We start from the raw sequence: 19,071 nt of genomic DNA, 5'->3' as shown, positions 1-19,071 counted from the left end.
TCGGTTCTCTTGCCGCAATGACTTGCGTCAAATTGGACCCTGGCATCGCAGGAAGATTGTTATGAAGGCTGATATCCATCCCGACTACCACGTCATCAAGGTGGTGATGACCGATGGCACCGAATACGAAACCCGCTCGACCTGGGGTTCGGAAGGCGCTGTCATGAACCTCGAAATCGATTCCAAGTCCCATCCGGCCTGGACCGGCGGCAACCAGCAGCTCATGGACCGCGGCGGCCGCGTGTCCAAGTTCAACAAGCGCTTCGGCGGCCTCGGCCTCTAATCGCTTCTGCGGCACGGAATTTGAAAAGAGCCCGAGATTCCGGGCTTTTTTATTGCTTGAATCTGAATGAGTGCCGGGGCAGGCAAGCTGCAGTTCACGATCCTCGATGAGATACAGCGGCAACCAATCGCCGCGCGAGATGATCCGAGTACTCTGTACCTGTTCATTGATCATGAAAAGCAGGCATCCTTTAGCTTGCGGATATCTTGCCGCGCTTTTCCATGCGCTGGACGTCCCGTTTGAACTTTCCTGATTGAACAGGCGTCAGCACGGATCAGCGGCCAAGATCTTCAAAGAGGGCGTCGGCATTTTCGAGGCGCTTGCCTTGGCCTTCTTCCAGTTCCATTGCTTTTTCCGATGCCTCGGCACGCTTCAAATAGCAGGCGATGCTCGTCGGCACCGCATCATCAGAAAACGGATTGCGTCGGAAACGGAAACCCCATCGCTTCGAGGGCGGCAGTCGCCTTCTCTATTGTTTCTGTACCCATATACTCGCGCGCACCACGGCATGTGCGGACATCGCTTCCGCCTGGATTTAGCGACAAGCAGTATGCAGCAAAAAACCGGCCGCGTATCACGCAGCCGGTTCCATCTTTAGCCTATGCAAGTTCTCAGTTGTTGCCGAAAGCCGTTTGCAGCAGGCTCAGTTGTGCCTGGACGCTGTTCTGATTGTCCGGGACGATCGGCGCTTCGTTCGGGCGATAGATTTCACGGTCGAGAAGGGCAACGCGGTTCTGGAGGCGCAGCGAGCGTTCGACGAGATCGCGGAAGGCTTCCGGCAGATCGCCCCAGCCCGGAGCATTGCGGTCCACGTTGAACCCGTCGAGGCGGACCTTGTTCTTTTCAGCGAGAACCTGGTCTCGCGACATCTCACCGTTATTGACGGCACGCTGCAGGAGCAGCCAGGACGCCATCTGCATCAGGCGGGTCGTGAGGCGCATCGATTCGGCAGCGTAGAGAACAGAAGCCATGCGGGGCAGAACCTTGGATGCGGCGCGGCCATTGCCATCCAAATAGGCGGCAGTTTCCTCGACCAGCGACATGCCTTCCGCGTACAGTGTCTTGAACTGCGAGGATGCGGCAACGCGGCCCGCAAAACTGATGGTGTTCAAACCGAGTTCCGACATTCAAATGGTTCCTGTTGCACGCGTCTACAGATGTTCAGGTAACGCCAGCCTGAAACAAAAGTTTCAGAGGCCTGTCTTTATGTCTTTAGGATGGTATCTTTAGCCCAAATGCGCAAGGCGTTTCTTAAGAAAAGGTTAACTTCCACAGTTTCGTGGGAAATCGGCGCTGGCGCAAAAAGAAGAGCCGCAAAAGCGGCTCTCAAGGTAAAACAGGGAGAAAAATCAGACCAATTCGCCGCATGGAAAACTGTCTGAGATCCAGACGAAATCTGGATAAGAACAGTAATATCTCATAAAGCTTAATATTCTATTAACATTGTTTCGTATTAAGACTTGCGGCAGCGGTTATTCGCTTGCCCGTAGCCTTTGATCGAACGCTAGGAGCGAAAAAGGTTTTCGGCTGCGGCGCGTCCCGAAGCCTTCCTCGTGACTTCCGCCTCTATGCGGGCAATCTCCGCCTTCAGCTGTTCGACACGTTCCTTCAGCTCGTCCACGGAAAGCATGGAGAGGTCGGATCCGATTTCGTAAGCCGCCTTCTTAGGCAGGTCATCGTCAATGAAGCTCATGAGCAATCCTCCATCCGGTTCTCAGCCGTATTTTACAGCAGGATCGTCGCTTTCGGGAGGCTTGTTCGACATGGGTTCGACAAGCGACATGCTTTCGGGCGTCAGCATCTGCGAGGTGCCGGTCGGCATCGTCGTGTAAGTGTCGCGTTCGCTTGCCGGCACTGCGGCGCGAATGCGGCTGCGGATGATTGCGTAAGCGGTGATGAAGACATGCGACAGCGCCGTGACGAGGAAGAGTGCGTGCGGGCTTGTCATCGCCATGACAGGACCGCCGATCGTTGGTCCGATCACGGTCCCGATACCGTAGAGCAGCAAGAGCCCGCCGGAAACCTTCACGAAATCCTCGGCGGAGGCGAAGTCGTTCGCATGCGCTACGGCGATCGGGTAGAGCGTGTTGGCGACTGCGCCGTAGAGGATGACAAGGCCGATAAGAAGCGCGGGTGAAGAGGGATGCAGCACCACGATCAGAAGGCCAGCGACCGCGGCAACCGCCGACATGACCGCCAGAACATACCGGCGATCGACACGATCGGAAAGGCGGCCGGCTGGAAGCTGCATAAGCGCACCGGCGAAAATGGTGGCGCTCATCATGATTGCGATGCTGGCATCGGAAAGTCCCGCACCTGCCCCGAAAACCGCGCCAAGCGTGCCGTAGGCACCGTTGGCGATGCCGACCATCAGGATGCCGAGGCAGGAGACAGGCGAATTGCGGTAGAGCGCAGGCAGGTCGAGCTTCACGGCCTTCAGCGGCTGCGGCGAGGCTGCGGTCGAGAGCGTCGTGGGCAGCATGGCGATGCAGTAGAAGATTCCGCAGACCATGAAGAGCAACGGCGTTCGCACGTCTTCGAGCGGGATCATCATCTGGCCGCCGACGACGCCGAGAAGGGTGATGCCGATATAGAGCGAGAAGATCGCACCGCGGCTTTCGTTCGTGGCGCGCTCGTTCAGCCAGCTTTCGATGATCATCGAGGTGCCGGCGGTCGAAAATCCGGTGACGGCGCGCAGCGCGATCCACCAGATCGGATCGATGATGATGCCGCTCACAAGGGCGATGATGGCGATGATCGAGATGAAACCGGAGAAGGCGCGCACATGTCCGACGCGCCGCACCAGTTTGGGGGCGACGAGGCAGCCGACGACAAATCCCGCCGCCCAGGACGTGCCGAGCAGGCCGAGCGTGGTCGTGGCGTAACCCTCGAGATTGCCGCGGACGGGGAGCAGGATGCCCTGCAGGCCATTGCCCATGAAGAGGAAAAGCGTTCCGAAAAGCAGCGCGGCGACGGACAGCAGATTTCTTCTCATTTCCAAATTCTCGGCAAGTTCGATTTAAAAAGTCATAAGACAAGACGCTGCCCGCCCTGTCCCAATGGTGTTGATTATGGTTCGGAATGCCGTTACGGCATGAAGAAGTGCTGTGTTCGCGCGGAATAATGTCCGTCCTGTGACATTCTGAAATATTGGAAAAATAATGCCATGACAAAGCTGCTGGCGCTGTTGCTCGTCCTTGCCATGGTTATTCAGATCATCAAGCCGCTGGGGCTTCCTGGTTTGCGGCAGCGGATGGACTTTTGGAAGATTGCGCTGATTGCGTTTGCCGTTTGGGCGCTCGCGCTTCTTGGCCGCGACCTGATCGCCTAGACGGTGATCTCACCGCGCATGACCGGCACGCAACTGCCGGAAATCGCGACGTCCGTCACGATGCCATCCTTCTTGACGACGTCGACTTCGATGATGCTGCGCCGGCCCATCTCGACACCTTGCTCGATCGTCACACGCTGGGTCACGGTTTGCTCCGGTGCGAGCGAGACGAGATGGGCGGAGAGTGCGGCGGAAGCGCTACCTGTCGCCGGATCCTCGGGAACGTTGTCTAACGGCGCGAACATGCGGGCGCGGATCGTCCAAGGCTCGTCCGGCGAACGGACATAGACGAAGAGCGAGAAATCGTGATTGCTTTCAGCGTTCGGGCCGGCAGCCTCTTGGAAATGCGTGAGATTCGGTCGGGCGGCGCCAAGCGATGCCAGACCGTCGAGTTCGGCAACCGCAAAGGTAAGGCCGACGGAGACAAAAACCGGTTGGTGGGTCGATTTGACAATTGCGCTGCGGTCGATGCCGACGCAGCGTGCAATGGTTTCTTCGCAGACGGCAGCCCCGATATCCAGAGGCCGAGGTGCACGGATCGTTGCAGCAGTTACCCGACCTTCAATACGCCGAAGCGCCACTTCAACCAGACCGGCCTTTTCTTCGAAACGCAGCGTATCGCCGATCGGCCTGCCGAAGATCTCCTGCTGCTGGCCGAGAACATAAGCTGTACCGACATTCGGATGACCTGCGAAAGGCACCTCCATCGTCGGCGTGAAGATTCGGACATTCGCCGTGTTGGCGGGATCCTTGGGCGGCAGGACGAAGGTGATTTCGGAATACCTGAATTCCGCTGCGATCTTCTGCATCGTCTGGGTGCTGAGCTGCTCCGCGCCGGTGACGACTGCGAGCGGATTGCCTTCAAAACGGTTAGAAGTGAAAACGTCGACGGTCGTATAAGAAAGGACAGTCATTGCGGCTCCGATATTTTGGAAACCGCAATAATGAGTCACGTCCGTCGATCGCCAAAGCGCAATCTTGTCGCCGTGACAATGCAAGAATTTAGCTTGGCGAGCTTGCGCCGCCCTCCTGCATTCCAGTGCTTGTCTGGGAACGAAGCCACCGCGCGTCCGCGCCGAGAATGGTTTTCTTCATCATTCGTTTTCGAGTCAGTCGCGCCAGGACATGGCGGACCCGTGACAAGCTCACGGGGCCGCGTCGCAAGGGCGCTCAGTGGCGGCTACGCCGCCTTTTCGAGTTCCTGTTTCCAGTGGCCCTTGGCCGCAAGGCTGTTCATTTCGGCGCGGTGGCTGAAGGCGCGCTGGCCAGCGGCGACGTTTTCCTGTTTTCCGCCCCACGCCTTCAGGGCCGTATCCTGCAGCGCGCGGCCATAGGAGAAGGTGACCTTCCAAGGCAATTCGAATCCGGAATTGATCGCCGATAGGTGAGCTGTCGCCTCTTCGGTGGATTGACCGCCCGAAAGGAAGGCAATTCCGGGCACGGCGGACGGAACGGTGCGCTTCAAAACCTGGACGGTGCGTTCGGCGACTTCCGCAACGGATGCCTTGCGGGCGTTCTTGCCGTCAATGACCATGTTTGGCTTCAGGATCATGCCTTCCAGGCTGACGCGTGCATCGGCAAGTTCTTCAAAGACGGTGCGCAGCGTCCATTCGGTGACTTCGGCGCAGCGGTCGATGTTGTGGTCGCCCGGCTTGCCGTCCATCAGGCATTCCGGCTCGACGATCGGCACGATACCGGCTTGCTGGCAGAGCACGGCGTAGCGGGCGAGTGCATGAGCGTTCGCTTTCATCGAACCCCAGGTCGGCAGCGAGGAGGAGATGGCGATCACGCCGCGCCACTTGGCAAAGCGCGCTCCGGCTTCATAATATTTGGCAAGGCGGTCGGCCAGGCCGTCGAGGCCTTCGGTGATCGTTTCGCCCGGATACTTCGCCATCGGCTTGGCGCCGGTATCGACCTTGATGCCTGGAATGCTGTCTGCAGCCTTGATGATGTCGACGAAGGTCGTGCCGTCGGCCGCCTTCTGATAAAGCGTCTCTTCATAGAGGATCACGCCCGAGACATACTTCTTCATAGCCTCGTCGGAGCGGAAGAGCATTTCGCGATAATCGCGGCGGCTCGTTTCCGTGGATTCCAGGCCGATCGTATCGAACCGCTTTCCAATCGTACCGGTCGATTCATCGGCGGCAAGCAGCCCCCGGCCACCCGCTACCATCTTTGCTGCAATGTCTTCCACGCGTTCGCTCATTTTTACTCTCTCCACGACAAAAAAATCGGCAACCATGCATATAGGTCGGCGATAACAGAAGTTTATAGGCAGGAGAATGGAGCGCTAAGTCATTGAAACGATTGAAATCATTTCAATCGTTTGAAACTTTGAGATTATTTTCGCTGCGTGAGCAAAAGACCGCCGAAGCCTAAACGCTTCCGCGGTCTATCCGTATGTAAAGATTGCCAAATCAGCCGGGCGTTACTTGCCGGAAAGAACGGCAACACCCGGTAGGATCTTGCCTTCCATCCATTCGAGGAAGGCGCCGCCTGCGGTCGAAACATAGCTGAAGTCATCCGCGGCACCGGCATGGTTCAGTGCCGAAACGGTATCGCCGCCGCCTGCGACGGAGGTGAGCTTGCCAGCCTTGGTGCGTTCGGCAGCGTATTTGGCCGCTGCGACCGTCGCCTTATCGAAAGGCTCGATTTCGAATGCGCCGAGCGGCCCGTTCCAGACCAGCGTCTGGGCGCGCTCGATCCAGGCCTTGACCACCTCGACCGACTTAGGACCGACGTCGAGGACCATGGCATCTTCCGGAATGGCATTGATGTCGACGGTCTGGTTTGCGGCACCTGCCTTGAACTCGCGCGCGACAACGCCGTCTTCCGGCAGAATGATCGCGCAGCCGGCTGTCGCGGCTTCGATCATGATCTGCTTTGCGGTTTCGCCAAGGTCATGCTCGCAGAGCGACTTGCCGACATTGGTGCCGCGCGCGGCGAGAAAGGTATTGGCCATGCCGCCGCCGATCACCAGGGCGTCGACCTTCTTCACGAGGTTCATGAGCAGATCGATCTTGGTGGAAACCTTGGCGCCGCCGACGATGGCAACGACCGGGCGGGCCGGACTGCCGAGGCCTTTTTCGAGCGCTTCGAGCTCCTGCTGCATCGTGCGGCCGGCATAGGCAGGAAGCAGGTGGGCAAGGCCCTCGGTGGACGCATGGGCGCGATGCGCGGCGGAGAAAGCGTCGTTCACATAGATGTCGCCATTGGCAGCGAGCGCCTTGGTGAACTCCGCGTCGTTCTTTTCCTCACCTTTGTGGAAGCGGGTGTTTTCGAGAAGCAGGATATCGCCATCCTTCATTCCGGCGACGGCCGAAGCAGCCGCTTCGCCGATCGAGTCCGATGCCGTGGCAACCGGCTTGCCGAGCACCTTTGAAACGTCCGGCGCGATCAGCGAGAGCGAGAGGTCCGGTGAGGGGCCTTCTTTCGGGCGGCCGAAATGCGCAAGCAGAACAACCTTGGCCCCCTTCTTCGACAGTTCGAGGATCGTCGGCGCAACGCGTTCAATGCGCGTCGTGTCGGTCACCTTGCCGTCTTTCACGGGCACGTTGAGGTCGACGCGGACGAGAACACGCTTTCCGGCGATGCCGCTGAGGTCGTCGAGAGTCTTGAAAGCTGGCATGGGACTATCCGTTCGTTATTTGCCTTGGAAGGTGGCCGACCATAGCAAGGATGCCTCAAGACGCAAGGCGTTCAACCGTGGTTTTCACGCGCGTTTTCGTCATGGTCCGGCACGCCCTTGGCCGTTGCGGCTTCCGGTTTTTTGCGACCCTTGAGGCGGTCGCGGACACGCTGGACGATGTCATGCAGATTGATGAAGATCGGCAGCGTGATGGCAGGCTCGACAGCCTCGAGCGACATGCCGACCGAGGTGATATGGGCCTGGTCGTCGAGGTCGCGGACGATCAGGATGATCGAGCCGAGACGGACGCGATCGGCATAGTCCGCCTTGCCGCCAAGGCGCTGCTTCATCAGTTCGGCGATCGTCAGCCCCTTCTCGGATTCATTCAGCAGGCCCGGGCCGTAGGCAGCATCGAGATCGGCTGCAGGGCGGGCAGGGGAGAGCGCGAAGGCACCAAAGAACTCGGCATCGTCTGCATCCACCGGCGCGCGACTGGCGAAGAGCCGGTCAAGCAGACGCGAATGGCTCGGCACGATGAACAGATAGACGAGATCGTTCTCGCGTAGCCGCCCGGCATATTGATAACGCATCGACTTGCCGTCGCGGATGACGAGCGAAGGCGTTGCCCAGCGCGGGATGCGCTCGCCGCGAAGGATCGGACTGTCCTTGATGACGCGATAGGAAAGTAGCTCGTGGTTTGCCGCACCCGGCAGGTCGACCTCGACCTTGTCGACGGCACCCATGCGCGGGGGAATGATGAGGCCGAGCTTCTTGGCCACTGGCTTGATCGTCCAGCCCTGAATGAGCAGCGAGACCAGCACGATGATGAAGGCGGTGTTGAAATAGATCTGCCCGTTCGGCAGCCCGCCGAGGATCGGCATGATGGCGAGCAGGATCGAAACTGCGCCGCGAAGCCCGACCCAAGCAACGAAGCCGATCTCCTGCTGCGTATAGTCGAAAGGCAGGAGCGAAAGCCAGATGGCGAGCGGACGGGCGACGAAGATCAGGAACAGCGCCAGTACAACCGCTGGGAGGATGATCGCCGGAAACTGGGAGGGCGTCGCGAGCAGACCGAGCACGAGGAACATGATGATCTGCGCGAGCCAGGTCATGCCGTCTTGAAAGCGTTTGATCGATCCCAGCGCCGGAAGCTTGCGGTTTCCGGCATAGATGCCGGCGACATAGACGGCCAGAAAACCGCTGCCGCCGACGGCGCCTGCGAAGGAAAACACCAGCATGGCAAGGCCGAGCACAAAGATCGGCGTGAGGCCGCGGTCAGTGTCCAGACGGCCGACGACCTGCGCGATCATCATGCCGCCGAGCAGCCCGAGGATGACGCCAAGGCCCATTTCCTGAATGAACACCGCAAGCATGCCGATATTGATGCCGGCATAGCCTTCGCCGCTGGCAAGCAGTTCGACGAGGGCGATGGTGAGGAAGATCGCCATTGGATCGTTGGTGCCGGATTCCACTTCGAGCGTCGAGCGCACCTTGTCGCGGATGTTGATGCCACCGATGCGCAGCAGGAAGAAGACGGCGGCCGCATCCGTGGAGGCGACGATCGAGCCGAGCAGCAGGCCCTCGAGCCAGGTGAAGTTCAGCAGCCACATGGCGACCACGGCAAAGAGGCCGGCGGTCATCAGCACGCCAACGGAGGCAAGCGTCAGCGAAGGTATGGCCGCGAGCTTGAAGGCCTGAATCGGCGTGCCGAAGCCGGAATCGAAGAGAATGATGGCAAGTGCGATCGAACCGAGGATATAGGCGAGGTAATTGTTGCTGAACTCGATGCCGAGCCCGTCTACACCCGCAATCAGGCCGATTGCCAGGAAAAGCAAAAGCAGGGGAGCGCCAAAGCGGAAGGCGAGCAGGCTTGAGAAGGCCGCAAGAAGCACAAGCGCCGTCGATACCAGTACGACGATGTAGAATGCTTCCACGTCCAACCCCTTTTCATTGCCCGCCGCAAACCCGCCCCGGCATGCAGCTATTTCCGCCCTCCACGCTTCAATCCGCCTGCATCAGTAAACGGCAAAACAGGTAAGAAGGGTAGGCCTTGTGGCTTAACCTCGCTTGCCTGCGGCTTCATGCTGCTGAACGGCGCGCCGGACGGCTGGCCGGTGGGGATGCTACGGGAGAGATTCTCATTGAAGAATTTATAGGTAAATCAGGCAAGAGCAGGGCAAGGAGAAGAGGACTGCAATTTTTTGTTTTTCGAAAGGTCGTTAGACGCCGCTCAAATTTTTCTTCACCGCGAAGCACTTCTGAATTCTATCCACGAGCGTGCCATCGCGGAGCGGCACCTTGTCAATGGTCTTATATGTCCGGAAGCCCATCTTCTCATAATAAGCGAGTCCGCCAGTGTTATCGGCGCGGATGGTTGCATTGATGAATGCGACGCCGCGCTCTTCGGCGGTGGACAAGGTCGCGGCGAAGAGCTTCGTGCCGACGCCGGGTATCTTCGGGCTCAGGCGAGCAAAGGTTCCGATGTCGGCCCACCCTTTCGGTAGGTTTTCGTAAAGGCTCAGGAACTGAAATCCTGCAATGCCGGGCCCGGCCTGTGCGACGTGGCATGTCAGTGCGGACTTACCGGTGATGAACCAGTCGGTCAGCTCCTTTACTGAGAGGGGCTCTTCCAGAGCAGTGGTGCCGCCAACTTCGATTATTTCGTTGAGGAGCACACAGAGCTCTTCTGCGTCGTCTGCGCTTGCCTTTCGAATATCGAGATATTCCACGATCTTCATCCTCGTTTTGCCGGCATGGGCAGATACATGCCGTTTTTGCCGCAAGGGACTTGATAGCTCGGGCAGTGCTCAAAACAAGAGCGGCCCGCTTTCGCAGGCCGCCTTCCTAAATCCGCTTGGCAAAACTTAGCTGAGTTTTGCAAATGCAACGGCCGTGTCGGCCATGCGGTTGGAGAAGCCCCACTCGTTGTCGTACCAAGTGAGGATTCGGACGAAATTGCCTTCCATGACCTTGGTCTGGTCGATTGCGAATATCGAGGATTGGCTGTCGTGGTTGAAGTCGCGCGAAACCAGCGGCTCCTCGGTGTAGCCGAGAACGCCCTTCAGCTTGCCGTTGGCGGCAGCCTTGATGGCTTCGTTGATTTCCTGAACCGTGGTTGCTTTCTTGGCGACGAACTTGAAGTCGACGACGGAGACGTTCGGGGTCGGGACGCGGATCGACGTGCCGTCGAGTTTGCCCTTCAGTTCCGGCAGGACGAGGCCGACGGCTTTTGCCGCACCGGTCGAGGTCGGGATCATCGAGAGTGCGGCAGCGCGGGCGCGGTACAGATCCTTGTGCATCTGGTCGAGCGACGGCTGGTCGTTTGTGTAAGAGTGGATGGTGGTCATGAAGCCGTGGTCGATGCCAACGGCGTCGTTCAGCACCTTGACGACCGGAACCAGGCAGTTCGTCGTGCAGGAGGCGTTGGAGATGACCATGTGCTCCTTGGTGAGCTGGTCGTGGTTGACGCCGTAGACGACGGTCAGGTCAGCACCGTCGGCAGGCGCCGAGATAAGGACGCGCTTGGCGCCGGCGGTGAGGTGGGCTGCGGCCTTGTCGCGCGCGGTGAAGATGCCGGTGCATTCCATCGCGATGTCGACGCCGAGTTCCCGGTGCGGTAGCGTCGCCGGGTCCTTGATCGCCGTCACCTTGATCGGCCTGCCATTGGCGACGACGATCGTGTCGCCTTCGACCTTGACGGCTGCGGGGAAGCGACCGTGGATCGAGTCATAGCGCAGCAGGTGGGCATTGGTTTCGACGGGGCCGAGGTCGTTGATCGCGACCACCTCGATGTCAGTGCGGCCAGATTCGACGATCGCGCGAAGAACATTGCGGCCGATGCGGCCAAAGCCATTGATGGCAACCTTAACAGTCATTTGCATTCACTCCCTAGATATGGGGCTTGCGGATGAGTGGAGAGCGCCGGAACGCTCCCCCTTTAGAGTTTGGCTTCTGCTGCGGCGACAACGGCTTCCGCCGTGATGCCGAAATGCTTGTAGAGTTCCTTGTACGGGCCGGAGGCGCCGAAGCTCTTCATGCCGATAAAGGTACCTGCCGGGCCGATAAAGGCGTCCCAGCCTTCGCGGACGGCGGCTTCGACGGCGATCTTGACCGGCGACTTGCCGAGGACCGCATTGCGGTAGGCTTCCGGCTGCTCGAAGAAGAGTTCGGTGCAGGGAACGGAGACGACGCGGGTGGAAACGCCCTTGCCTTCCAGCGTGGCGCGCGCGGCGATGGCGATCTCGACCTCGGAGCCCGATGCGAAGATCGTGACCTTGGCATCATCGGAGCCGGCGAGCGTGTAGGCGCCCTTTGCCGAGAGGTTCTCCTCGCTGTATTCGGTGCGCACGGCCGAAAGGTTCTGGCGGGTGAGCGCCAGGCCCGACGGACGGTTTGGCGTCGTGATGGCGATCTGCCAGCATTCGGCGGTTTCCGTGGCATCAGCAGGGCGGAAGATCATCAGGTTCGGAACGGCGCGCAGTGCGGCGAGCTGTTCGACCGGCTGGTGCGTCGGGCCATCTTCCCCGAGGCCGATCGAGTCGTGCGTCAGCACGTGGATAACGCGGATGCCCATCAGCGAGGCGAGGCGGATCGGCGGGCGGCAATAATCCGAGAAGATCAGGAAGCCGCCGCCGTAGGGGATCAGGCCGCCGTGCAGCGAGATGCCGTTCATGGCGGCCGCCATGCCGTGTTCGCGGATGCCGTAATGCATGTAGCGGCCGGAGAAGTCGGTCGGGGTAATCGACTTCATCTGGCTGGTCTTGGTGTTATTCGAGGGCGTCAGGTCGGCGGAGCCGCCGAGCGTTTCTGGCAGGAAGCCGTTTATGACTTCGAGCGCATCTTCCGAAGCCTTGCGGGTCGCGACCGTCGGCTTGGTTTCGGCAAGCTTCTTCTTGTACTCGCTGATCGCTGCATCGAAGCCGGGCGGCAATTCGCCGGCAAAGCGGCGGGTGAACTCGGCCTTCTTGTCGGAGGCAGCGAGGCGGCCCTCCCAGGCCGTGATGGTTTCGGCAGAACGGGTGCCCGCCTTGCGCCAGGCTTCCAGAATGTCGGCCGGGACGGTGAAGGCTTCGGCGTCCCAGTTCAGGGCCTCGCGGGTAGCGGCGATTTCATCTGCGCCGAGCGGGTTGCCGTGCACCTTGTGGGTGCCCTGCTTGTTCGGCGCGCCGAAGCCGATGATCGTCTTGCAGGCGATCAGTGTCGGACGGTCGGATTTTTGCGCGGCTTCGATAGCGGCGGCAACGGCAGCCTGGTCATGACCATCGACTTCGATCGTGTTCCAGTGCGCTGCCTTAAAGCGCGCAACCTGGTCGGTCGAATCCGACAGCGATACGGCGCCGTCGATGGTGATCGAATTGTTGTCCCAAAAGACGATGAGCTTGTTGAGCTTCAGGTGGCCAGCGAGCGCGATGGCTTCCTGGCTGACGCCTTCCATGAGGCAGCCGTCGCCGGCGATCACATAGGTGTAGTGGTCGAGCAGGTCGGAGCCGAACTCCTCGCGCAGCTTGCGCTCGGCGATCGCCATGCCGACCGAATTCGCGATACCCTGGCCGAGCGGGCCGGTGGTGGTTTCGATACCGGTCGCATGGCCGTATTCCGGATGGCCGGCTGTCTTATAGCCGAGCTGGCGGAAATTCCTGATGTCCTCGATCGACATGTCCGGATAACCGGTCAGATAAAGCAGCGAATAAAGCAGCATGGAGCCATGACCGGCCGACAGCACGAAGCGGTCGCGGTTCGGCCAGTGCGGCTGCTTGGGATCGAAGTTCAGATATTTCGTAAAGAGAACGGTGGCGACATCCGCCATGCCCATCGGCAGGCCCGGATGGCCCGAATTTGCCTTTTCGACGGCATCCATGGAGAGAAAACGGATCGCATTCGCCATCCGGTCATGTTGTTCGGGAGAGGTCATGGCTTTTCCACGGGGTTCCGGTGTCGGGAGATGGCCTCGAGCCTTCTGAAGGCCATCGATGAAAGCGGGTGAGACATAGCAGTTGGAACGGCCAAGTCAATAAATTGCGGGCCATATCCGGGCCGGGTGCGACGATTTTTGACATTTGATCGTTGAGTTGTGCAAAAGACGAATCGGCCGCTTCAGGTGCGTGTATTTCAGTCATCCACAGAATAGGGCCTATGCGCCGGTATGGCTTTTATTGACGCGCCGTCGGCTAGCTGCATATCCTGTTGAAATCACTGGACCGGCAAGGCCTGCCGATTCGAGAGGTCTTGCGCGGGAGAACCGGACAGCGACATGACGCCCACAGGCAAATCCATGGAAGCGGCCCTCAACGAGCTGAAGCAGGCGATTTCCGGCTTGGAAAACGCCGTGGATATGCGAATCGAACGCCAGCGCGAGCAGGGCGACATCGAGGGCGAGGTTCGACGCGTGCATGCCGATCGCTCCAAACTCGCGCAGGAACTCGACCAGGCAGAATTCCGTGCCAACCGGCTGGAAGAGGTCAACCGCGAGGTTTCGCGGCGGCTGGTAACGGCGATGGAGACGATCCGCGCGGTTCTGGACCGCTAATGGAAAGACAGTGACATGGCACAGGTGACGGTAACGATTGACGGGAAGGCCTATCGAATGGCCTGCGAGGAAGGACAGGAAGACCATCTGACCGACCTCGCCAACCGCTTCGACCGCTATGTCGGCCACCTCAAGGGTCAGTTCGGCGAAATCGGCGATCTGAGGATCACCGTCATGGCCGGGATCATGGTGATGGACGAAATCTCCGAGCTGAGCCGCCGCGTGGGTGAGCTGGAAGCCGAGCTCGAAACGTTGCGCGGCAATCGAGACACCGTTCTTGCTGCGACCGCGCGGACGGAGGAAAGCCTCGCCGAAGTGCTCGGAGAGGTGACGAGCCGCATTCGCGGCCTCACCGACAAGCTCAACGGCCGGGCGCCTGCCGAGCTCAATTAAATTTTCGCAGCGTGCATGTCCCTCTGGCGCAGCTTCGTGAACGGCCTTATATATCGTGCTGCGATCTGCGCCTCTCGACAGGAACCACAATCCCTGGGGCCATACTCGATCCAAAGGGAGCTGTCCCTGACCAGGCTCGTGGGCCTGGACACACGGTGCCCACCTACGTTTGTAGGCGCCCAGGATCGTAAATCTCCATCGGCTGCCGCGGATCGCACTTCATTTTTCGGCGGCAGGGTTCCGCCCCTCGTCTATTCCGATATCTCTTCGCATATGCGCGTTCAGTGCGGTTGCCGGCTGCGGCGGGGCTGTGGATCTTTGCCGCTGCGCTGGAGCGGCGAGGCTGTTAAACGGTAGCAATGCATTCAGAATTTTTATCGAAAACCACATGGTCTATCTCCCTGTGGTCAATTTATTCTTGCTTTGCACCACGGTATAATGAAACTCGACTGTTATTATCATGAGAGATTTTCATGGCAGACCGTCCGTTGCCGCCGCTTTCGACCCTGCAGGCCTTCTGCGCTATTGCAAAGACAGGAGGCTTTGGGCGCGCCGCGGAGCGGCTGGGGCTGACACAGACAGCCGTCAGCCATCAGATCGCACAGCTGGAGGGCTGGATGGGCGGCCGGCTCTTCGATCGCGGGCGGCACGGCGCCCGGCTTTCACCGCTTGGTCTCAGGCTTCATCCCGAGATCGCGGGCGCACTTGCTTCGCTTGAAAGTGCTTTGCATCAGGCACGGGAGGCAAGCGCCAGTCCGTCACTGACGATCGCGACGACACCGGAATTTTCAAGCCAATGGCTTGCTCCGCGTCTCGAGGCTTTCTGCCGCCGCTATCCGAAAATCGAAGTCCGCACCGCCGTCGGCTATCAGCGACCGGATTTTTCGAGTGTCGATTTGGCGATCTGGCTTGGTCATGGCGGCCCGGACCTTGTGACGGAGCCGCTTCTGCTCGACGAGGAATTCGTCGTCTGCGCGCCGACCCTCTCAAGCCGGCTTCCAAGCCGTGGTGCCATTCGCGCCGCGCCGTTGTTGATCTATCGCGGCATGCGGCACACTGTGCTCGACTGGCAGCGATGGTACGAACAGGTGACTGTCCGAGACGATCCGAACGTCGAGCCACTTGCCGGCTTCGACATCGCAAGAGCGGTCGATGAAGCGCCGGTCTTCGATACCTTCGAGGAGATGCTGCAAGCTTGCGGCAGGGGACAGGGTTTTGCCCTGGTGCGCAGTTCGCTGGTTGCCGAGCATGTTGCCGCCGGAAGACTTGTGCGCTGTTTCGTCGAACGCCAGCCTGCAGCCCTGAACTATGCGATGCTTTATCCCCCCGGCGCCCTGGAAAGGTCGTCGTTGGCGCTCTTTCGAAAATGGCTTGTCAGCGAGACGGAGCATTCTTAAGCAGCCGCGTATCTTGAATTCAATTCACAACTGCTGGGCCGCTCCATCGGATTATCGACGCGGTGCCGCGCGTCCATATTGGGACCCGAACACTAACCTGCGCCCGAACTTTGGGCACATATCACGGGTCATTCTTATGCCACTTGCTCTTTTTGCCTTGACGATCGCCGCCTATGCGATCGGTACCACGGAATTCGTCATCGTCGGCCTGCTGCCGACTGTTGCCAATGATCTCCACATCACCTTGCCGCTCGCAGGTCTCATTGTCAGCGTCTATGCGCTTGGCGTGACTTTCGGCGCGCCGATCCTGACGGCGCTGACCGGCCGGATCGCCCGCAAACCGCTGCTGCTCGGGCTCATGACGCTCTTCATCGTCGGCAATGCCATGGCGGCGTCCAGCCCCGGTTACACACCGCTCTTGGTTGCGCGCGTGCTCTCGGCTTTCGCGCATGGCGTATTTTTCTCCGTCGGTTCGACGATCGCCGCCGATCTCGTGCCGGAGAACCGCCGCGCCTCGGCCATTGCCATGATGTTCATGGGACTGACTGTCGCGATCGTGACCGGCGTGCCGCTTGGCACTTTCATCGGGCAGACATTCGGCTGGCGGGCGACCTTTGCCGCCGTCGCGGGGCTCGGCGTCGTGGCCTTTGCCGGGATTGCGCTCCTGCTTCCTTCCAACCTCGCGAAGGCGCCGCCCGCGAGCATCAAGGATCAGGTTCGCGTGCTTGGCAGCGGCCGGTTGCTGATCGTCTTTGCCACCACCGCGCTCGGTTATGGCGGCACGTTCGTCGCCTTCACCTTTCTTGCGTCGATCCTGGAGGAGATCACCGGCTTTTCAGCCTCTGCCGTCAGCCTGATCCTCGTGCTTTACGGCATCGCGATCGCCATCGGCAACATTATCGGCGGACGGATTGCCAATCGTGATCCGGTGAGGGCGCTGACCGGGCTCTTCATCGCCCAGGCGATCGTGCTTGCTCTCTTCAGCTTCACGGCTGTTTCGCCATGGCTTGCGATCCCGACGCTGGCTGCGCTCGGTTTTCTCTCCTTTGCAAACGTGCCGGGCCTGCAGCTCTATGTCGTGCAACTGGCAAGGCAGGTCCGTCCGGCCGCCGTCGATGTTGCTTCGGCGCTCAACATTGCTGCCTTCAACCTCGGGATCGCGGCGGGCGCCTGGATCGGCGGGTTGGTCGTAGAATCCTCGCTCGGGCTCGCCGCCACGCCTTGGGTCGGCGCGATCCTCGTTGCTGCGGCTCTTGTCCTCACCCTCACGAGCGGCGCGCTCGACCGCCGCTCTGCACCGCTTGCTGCGCCTTTGCGCAAGGCGGCTTGAACTGGTCCTTAACAAAACGGGCGCTTCGGCGCCCGTTTTGTTCTGAATTTATCCCTCCAGGTCGCTCTTCAGCCTGTCGAGTATCGATAGCGCATGCCCCGCATAAGTACTGATCCAGCGGTCGTAGATATGCTTGATCGGCAGGCTGTTGAGGTGGTTCCAGCGCTCGCGGCCCTCCTTCTTCGGGACAACGAGGTCGGCTTCTTCGAGAACCTTCAGATGCTGCATGACTGTGCAGCGATCCATGTCTGCGAAGGTTTCGCAGAGCATGCCGGTGGTGCGCGGACCGTCTTTCAGAATGTCGAGAATTTCACGGCGCCGAAAGTGGGCCAGTGCCTTGAAAACAGGGTCGTCGACCGATTCGCTTGACATGTTATATTTTTATAACATAATGGCGCTTATCACAATCGAAAAGAGGAGGAAGTGCAATGTCCCTCAGTATTCGTGTCGGCGGACGGATCGGACGTCCGGTCGCAGAAGTTTTCGATGCGGTGGTCAATCCGAAGAAGCTCTCGAGTTATTTCACGACCATCGGCGGGGCGAGCGCACCGCTCGTCAAGGGTACGACGGTAACCTGGTGGAAGGATTCGCCGGTCGAAGTGGTCGATCTCGTTCCAGAGCGCCTGATCTTGCTGCGCTGGGATGGTGGCACGGACGAGAACAAGGTTCGCTACAAAACGACGGTCGAGATGAAATTCGATCCGCTGGAGGACGGCGGAACGATGGTGACGATCTCAGAGAATGGCTGGCAGGAAAACGAGGCCGGCCGGCGCGGCACCTATCTCAACTGCGAGGGCTGGGCCAACATGCTCTGCTGCATGAAGGCCTTCGTCGAACATGGCATCAATCTTCGGGAGGGCATGTTCCTCAGCGAGATGCGCGGCGAGCCTGCGGAGGCTCCAGACTACGAGGCGCTCAAATGACAATACAAGCCATCACGGGAGCGCCTTCGCCTTAATGTGATAGAGACTTCGCTTGCCTGCTGCACTGTGGGTGCTAGTTTCCGGAATTATTGTATTGATTACGTTCCAGGAGATTTCAGATGCAGCTTGGCATGGTGGGTTTGGGCCGTATGGGCAATTATATGGTCCAGCGCTTGATGCGCGACGGCCATGAATGCGTCGTCTATGACACGAAGCCGGAGAGCGTCGCCGATCTCGTCGCAAAAGGCGCAGTCGGCAGCGCCTCTCTCGAGGAGTTCGTCTCGAAGCTTTCCCGTCCGCGCGCGGTCTGGCTGATGCTGCCGGCGGCCATCACCGACAAGGTGATCGCCCAGCTCGTGCCGCTGCTGCACGACGACGATATCATCATCGATGGCGGCAATTCCTATTATCACGACGATATCCGCCGCGGCGCCGAGCTGATCACCAAGGGCATCCACTATGTGGATGTGGGTACCAGCGGCGGCGTCTTCGGTCTAGAGCGCGGCTATTGCCTGATGATCGGCGGCGAAAAGGGCATCGTGCAGAGCCTTTCGCCGATCTTCGCCTCGCTTGCCCCTGGCGCCGGCACGACGCCGCCGTCGGCAAACCGCGAGCCTGACCCGAACAGCACGGCGGAGCAGGGCTATTTGCATTGCGGTGCTCACGGCGCGGGCCATTTCGTCAAGATGGTTCACAACGGCATCGAATACGGCCTGATGGCCGCTTATGCAGAGGGGCTGAACATCCTTAAGCGGGCGAATATCGGTGCGGCGGCGCAAGAATCGGACGCCGAAACCGCGCCTCTCTCCCACCCGGAACACTACCGCTACGATTTCAACCTGCAGGATGTCGCCGAAGTATGGCGGCGCGGCAGCGTCATCACCTCGTGGCTGCTTGATTTGACCTCGGACGCGCTGCATGACGATCCGGCGCTGACGAAATTTGCTGGCCGCGTTTCGGACTCCGGCGAAGGCCGCTGGACGATCATGGCAGCTATCGACGAAAGCGTGCCGACGCCGGTGCTGAGCGCTGCGCTCTATGGCCGTTTTTCCTCGCGCGATAATGACGAATTCGCCAATAAGGTGCTTTCCGCCATGCGCGCCGGCTTCGGCGGCCATGTGGAAAAGCCGAAAGCCTAAGGTCCAAGCCCCAAGCGTTACAAGCCTGCATCCTCGGTGGACTGACCCCATAAAGTTCGCCGGTTGCGGGCTTTTCACGGGCCATTGCCTATGGCCGTGCACGCGATATGGTTGATGCGGA

At 59.8% G+C, this 19,071-nt stretch carries 20 protein-coding genes and 1 other RNA gene; 9 read left to right on the top strand and 12 right to left on the bottom strand.

Annotated features, from left to right (window positions below):
* Positions 1 to 61: 61 nt before the first annotated feature.
* Complete coding sequence (gene rpmE / locus RGR602_RS16955; protein ID WP_027508080.1) at positions 62 to 283, top strand: 50S ribosomal protein L31; 222 nt, start codon at positions 62 to 64, stop codon at positions 281 to 283.
* Between the two features lie 274 nt (positions 284 to 557).
* On the opposite strand, the gene RGR602_RS39230 is transcribed toward rpmE, so the two are convergent.
* The 4 genes from RGR602_RS39230 to RGR602_RS16940 form a co-directional block, all read right to left on the bottom strand.
* Complete coding sequence (locus RGR602_RS39230) at positions 558 to 683, bottom strand: hypothetical protein (RefSeq protein WP_267285073.1); 126 nt, start codon at positions 681 to 683, stop codon at positions 558 to 560.
* Between the two features lie 211 nt (positions 684 to 894).
* Positions 895 to 1,410: a protease adaptor protein RcdA gene (gene rcdA / locus RGR602_RS16950; protein WP_022715797.1), complete on the bottom strand. Its 516-nt coding sequence runs from the start codon at positions 1,408 to 1,410 to the stop codon at positions 895 to 897.
* 377 nt (positions 1,411 to 1,787) lie between these two features.
* Positions 1,788 to 1,976 (bottom strand): DUF1192 domain-containing protein, encoded by a 189-nt coding sequence (locus tag RGR602_RS16945; RefSeq protein ID WP_039846050.1) that lies wholly within the window; start codon positions 1,974 to 1,976, stop codon positions 1,788 to 1,790.
* Positions 1,977 to 1,997: 21 nt separating this feature from the next.
* Complete coding sequence (locus RGR602_RS16940; protein ID WP_039846049.1) at positions 1,998 to 3,278, bottom strand: MFS transporter; 1,281 nt, start codon at positions 3,276 to 3,278, stop codon at positions 1,998 to 2,000.
* A gap of 171 nt (positions 3,279 to 3,449) precedes the next feature.
* Here RGR602_RS16940 and RGR602_RS37290 point away from each other — a divergent pair, with 171 nt between their 5' ends.
* The gene (locus RGR602_RS37290) at positions 3,450 to 3,614 is read left to right on the top strand and encodes a hypothetical protein (RefSeq protein WP_166677319.1); all 165 of its coding nucleotides are present in this window, start codon (positions 3,450 to 3,452) and stop codon (positions 3,612 to 3,614) included.
* Here RGR602_RS37290 and RGR602_RS16935 read toward each other — a convergent pair.
* The 7 genes from RGR602_RS16935 to tkt form a co-directional block, all read right to left on the bottom strand.
* Positions 3,611 to 4,528 (bottom strand): PhzF family phenazine biosynthesis protein, encoded by a 918-nt coding sequence (locus RGR602_RS16935; RefSeq protein WP_039846981.1) that lies wholly within the window; start codon positions 4,526 to 4,528, stop codon positions 3,611 to 3,613. The two genes, RGR602_RS37290 and RGR602_RS16935, sit on opposite strands and share 4 nt — an antisense overlap.
* Before the next feature lie 266 nt (positions 4,529 to 4,794).
* Complete coding sequence (locus RGR602_RS16930; protein ID WP_039846048.1) at positions 4,795 to 5,820, bottom strand: class I fructose-bisphosphate aldolase; 1,026 nt, start codon at positions 5,818 to 5,820, stop codon at positions 4,795 to 4,797.
* Between the two features lie 222 nt (positions 5,821 to 6,042).
* Complete coding sequence (locus tag RGR602_RS16925; RefSeq protein WP_039846047.1) at positions 6,043 to 7,242, bottom strand: phosphoglycerate kinase; 1,200 nt, start codon at positions 7,240 to 7,242, stop codon at positions 6,043 to 6,045.
* 71 nt (positions 7,243 to 7,313) lie between these two features.
* Positions 7,314 to 9,176, bottom strand: a complete 1,863-nt coding sequence (locus tag RGR602_RS16920; RefSeq protein WP_039846980.1) for a potassium/proton antiporter — start codon at positions 9,174 to 9,176, stop codon at positions 7,314 to 7,316.
* A gap of 285 nt (positions 9,177 to 9,461) precedes the next feature.
* Positions 9,462 to 9,980 (bottom strand): GNAT family N-acetyltransferase, encoded by a 519-nt coding sequence (locus RGR602_RS16915; RefSeq protein ID WP_039846046.1) that lies wholly within the window; start codon positions 9,978 to 9,980, stop codon positions 9,462 to 9,464.
* A gap of 126 nt (positions 9,981 to 10,106) precedes the next feature.
* Entirely contained in the window at positions 10,107 to 11,117 is a 1,011-nt protein-coding gene (gene gap, locus RGR602_RS16910) for a type I glyceraldehyde-3-phosphate dehydrogenase (RefSeq protein WP_039846045.1), read from the bottom strand.
* Between the two features lie 62 nt (positions 11,118 to 11,179).
* Positions 11,180 to 13,153: a transketolase gene (gene tkt, locus RGR602_RS16905; protein WP_039846044.1), complete on the bottom strand. Its 1,974-nt coding sequence runs from the start codon at positions 13,151 to 13,153 to the stop codon at positions 11,180 to 11,182.
* A 339-nt stretch (positions 13,154 to 13,492) separates the two neighbouring features.
* On the opposite strand from tkt, the gene RGR602_RS16900 reads away from it, so the two are divergent.
* From RGR602_RS16900 to RGR602_RS16885, 5 genes are all read left to right on the top strand, one after another.
* A complete protein-coding gene (locus tag RGR602_RS16900) occupies positions 13,493 to 13,768 on the top strand; it encodes a DUF4164 domain-containing protein (RefSeq protein ID WP_022715786.1) in 276 nt (91 codons plus the stop codon).
* Positions 13,769 to 13,783: 15 nt separating this feature from the next.
* Positions 13,784 to 14,161 (top strand): cell division protein ZapA, encoded by a 378-nt coding sequence (locus RGR602_RS16895; RefSeq protein WP_039846043.1) that lies wholly within the window; start codon positions 13,784 to 13,786, stop codon positions 14,159 to 14,161.
* A gap of 59 nt (positions 14,162 to 14,220) precedes the next feature.
* Positions 14,221 to 14,379: non-coding RNA, 6S RNA (gene ssrS / locus RGR602_RS35170), on the top strand.
* Between the two features lie 255 nt (positions 14,380 to 14,634).
* The gene (locus tag RGR602_RS16890; protein WP_039846042.1) at positions 14,635 to 15,558 is read left to right on the top strand and encodes a LysR substrate-binding domain-containing protein; all 924 of its coding nucleotides are present in this window, start codon (positions 14,635 to 14,637) and stop codon (positions 15,556 to 15,558) included.
* Between the two features lie 136 nt (positions 15,559 to 15,694).
* A complete protein-coding gene (locus RGR602_RS16885; RefSeq protein WP_039846041.1) occupies positions 15,695 to 16,888 on the top strand; it encodes an MFS transporter in 1,194 nt (397 codons plus the stop codon).
* A 48-nt stretch (positions 16,889 to 16,936) separates the two neighbouring features.
* Here RGR602_RS16885 and RGR602_RS16880 read toward each other — a convergent pair whose 3' ends face one another.
* Positions 16,937 to 17,260: an ArsR/SmtB family transcription factor gene (locus RGR602_RS16880; RefSeq protein WP_039846040.1), complete on the bottom strand. Its 324-nt coding sequence runs from the start codon at positions 17,258 to 17,260 to the stop codon at positions 16,937 to 16,939.
* Positions 17,261 to 17,316: 56 nt separating this feature from the next.
* Here RGR602_RS16880 and RGR602_RS16875 point away from each other — a divergent pair, with 56 nt between their 5' ends.
* On the top strand, positions 17,317 to 17,811 hold the full coding sequence (locus RGR602_RS16875) for an SRPBCC domain-containing protein (protein WP_039846039.1): 495 nt from the start codon (positions 17,317 to 17,319) through the stop codon (positions 17,809 to 17,811).
* A gap of 119 nt (positions 17,812 to 17,930) precedes the next feature.
* Entirely contained in the window at positions 17,931 to 18,950 is a 1,020-nt protein-coding gene (gnd, locus tag RGR602_RS16870) for a phosphogluconate dehydrogenase (NAD(+)-dependent, decarboxylating) (RefSeq protein WP_039846038.1), read from the top strand.
* Positions 18,951 to 19,071 lie beyond the last annotated feature (121 nt).

Source organism: Rhizobium gallicum bv. gallicum R602sp, assembly GCF_000816845.1.
Taxonomy (GTDB): domain Bacteria; phylum Pseudomonadota; class Alphaproteobacteria; order Rhizobiales; family Rhizobiaceae; genus Rhizobium; species Rhizobium gallicum.
The sequence above is the reverse complement of the archived record's forward strand: the minus strand, read 5'-3'. Positions and strand labels throughout refer to the sequence as shown.

What these genes read in the sequence shown, in the direction of transcription:
- rcdA (WP_022715797.1), bottom strand. Translation starts at nt 1,410, where the DNA reads ATGTCGGAACTCGGTTTGAACACCATCAGTTTTGCGGGCCGCGTTGCC.
- gap (WP_039846045.1), bottom strand. Translation starts at nt 11,117, where the DNA reads ATGACTGTTAAGGTTGCCATCAATGGCTTTGGCCGCATCGGCCGCAAT.
- RGR602_RS16925 (WP_039846047.1), bottom strand. Translation starts at nt 7,242, where the DNA reads ATGCCAGCTTTCAAGACTCTCGACGACCTCAGCGGCATCGCCGGAAAG.
- RGR602_RS16900 (WP_022715786.1), top strand. Translation starts at nt 13,493, where the DNA reads ATGACGCCCACAGGCAAATCCATGGAAGCGGCCCTCAACGAGCTGAAG.
- RGR602_RS37290 (WP_166677319.1), top strand. Translation starts at nt 3,450, where the DNA reads ATGACAAAGCTGCTGGCGCTGTTGCTCGTCCTTGCCATGGTTATTCAG.
- RGR602_RS16885 (WP_039846041.1), top strand. Translation starts at nt 15,695, where the DNA reads ATGCCACTTGCTCTTTTTGCCTTGACGATCGCCGCCTATGCGATCGGT.
- RGR602_RS16915 (WP_039846046.1), bottom strand. Translation starts at nt 9,980, where the DNA reads ATGAAGATCGTGGAATATCTCGATATTCGAAAGGCAAGCGCAGACGAC.
- gnd (WP_039846038.1), top strand. Translation starts at nt 17,931, where the DNA reads ATGCAGCTTGGCATGGTGGGTTTGGGCCGTATGGGCAATTATATGGTC.
- RGR602_RS16935 (WP_039846981.1), bottom strand. Translation starts at nt 4,528, where the DNA reads ATGACTGTCCTTTCTTATACGACCGTCGACGTTTTCACTTCTAACCGT.
- tkt (WP_039846044.1), bottom strand. Translation starts at nt 13,153, where the DNA reads ATGACCTCTCCCGAACAACATGACCGGATGGCGAATGCGATCCGTTTT.
- RGR602_RS16875 (WP_039846039.1), top strand. Translation starts at nt 17,317, where the DNA reads ATGTCCCTCAGTATTCGTGTCGGCGGACGGATCGGACGTCCGGTCGCA.
- RGR602_RS16945 (WP_039846050.1), bottom strand. Translation starts at nt 1,976, where the DNA reads ATGAGCTTCATTGACGATGACCTGCCTAAGAAGGCGGCTTACGAAATC.
- RGR602_RS16890 (WP_039846042.1), top strand. Translation starts at nt 14,635, where the DNA reads ATGGCAGACCGTCCGTTGCCGCCGCTTTCGACCCTGCAGGCCTTCTGC.
- rpmE (WP_027508080.1), top strand. Translation starts at nt 62, where the DNA reads ATGAAGGCTGATATCCATCCCGACTACCACGTCATCAAGGTGGTGATG.
- RGR602_RS16880 (WP_039846040.1), bottom strand. Translation starts at nt 17,260, where the DNA reads ATGTCAAGCGAATCGGTCGACGACCCTGTTTTCAAGGCACTGGCCCAC.
- RGR602_RS16940 (WP_039846049.1), bottom strand. Translation starts at nt 3,278, where the DNA reads ATGAGAAGAAATCTGCTGTCCGTCGCCGCGCTGCTTTTCGGAACGCTT.
- RGR602_RS16930 (WP_039846048.1), bottom strand. Translation starts at nt 5,820, where the DNA reads ATGAGCGAACGCGTGGAAGACATTGCAGCAAAGATGGTAGCGGGTGGC.
- RGR602_RS16895 (WP_039846043.1), top strand. Translation starts at nt 13,784, where the DNA reads ATGGCACAGGTGACGGTAACGATTGACGGGAAGGCCTATCGAATGGCC.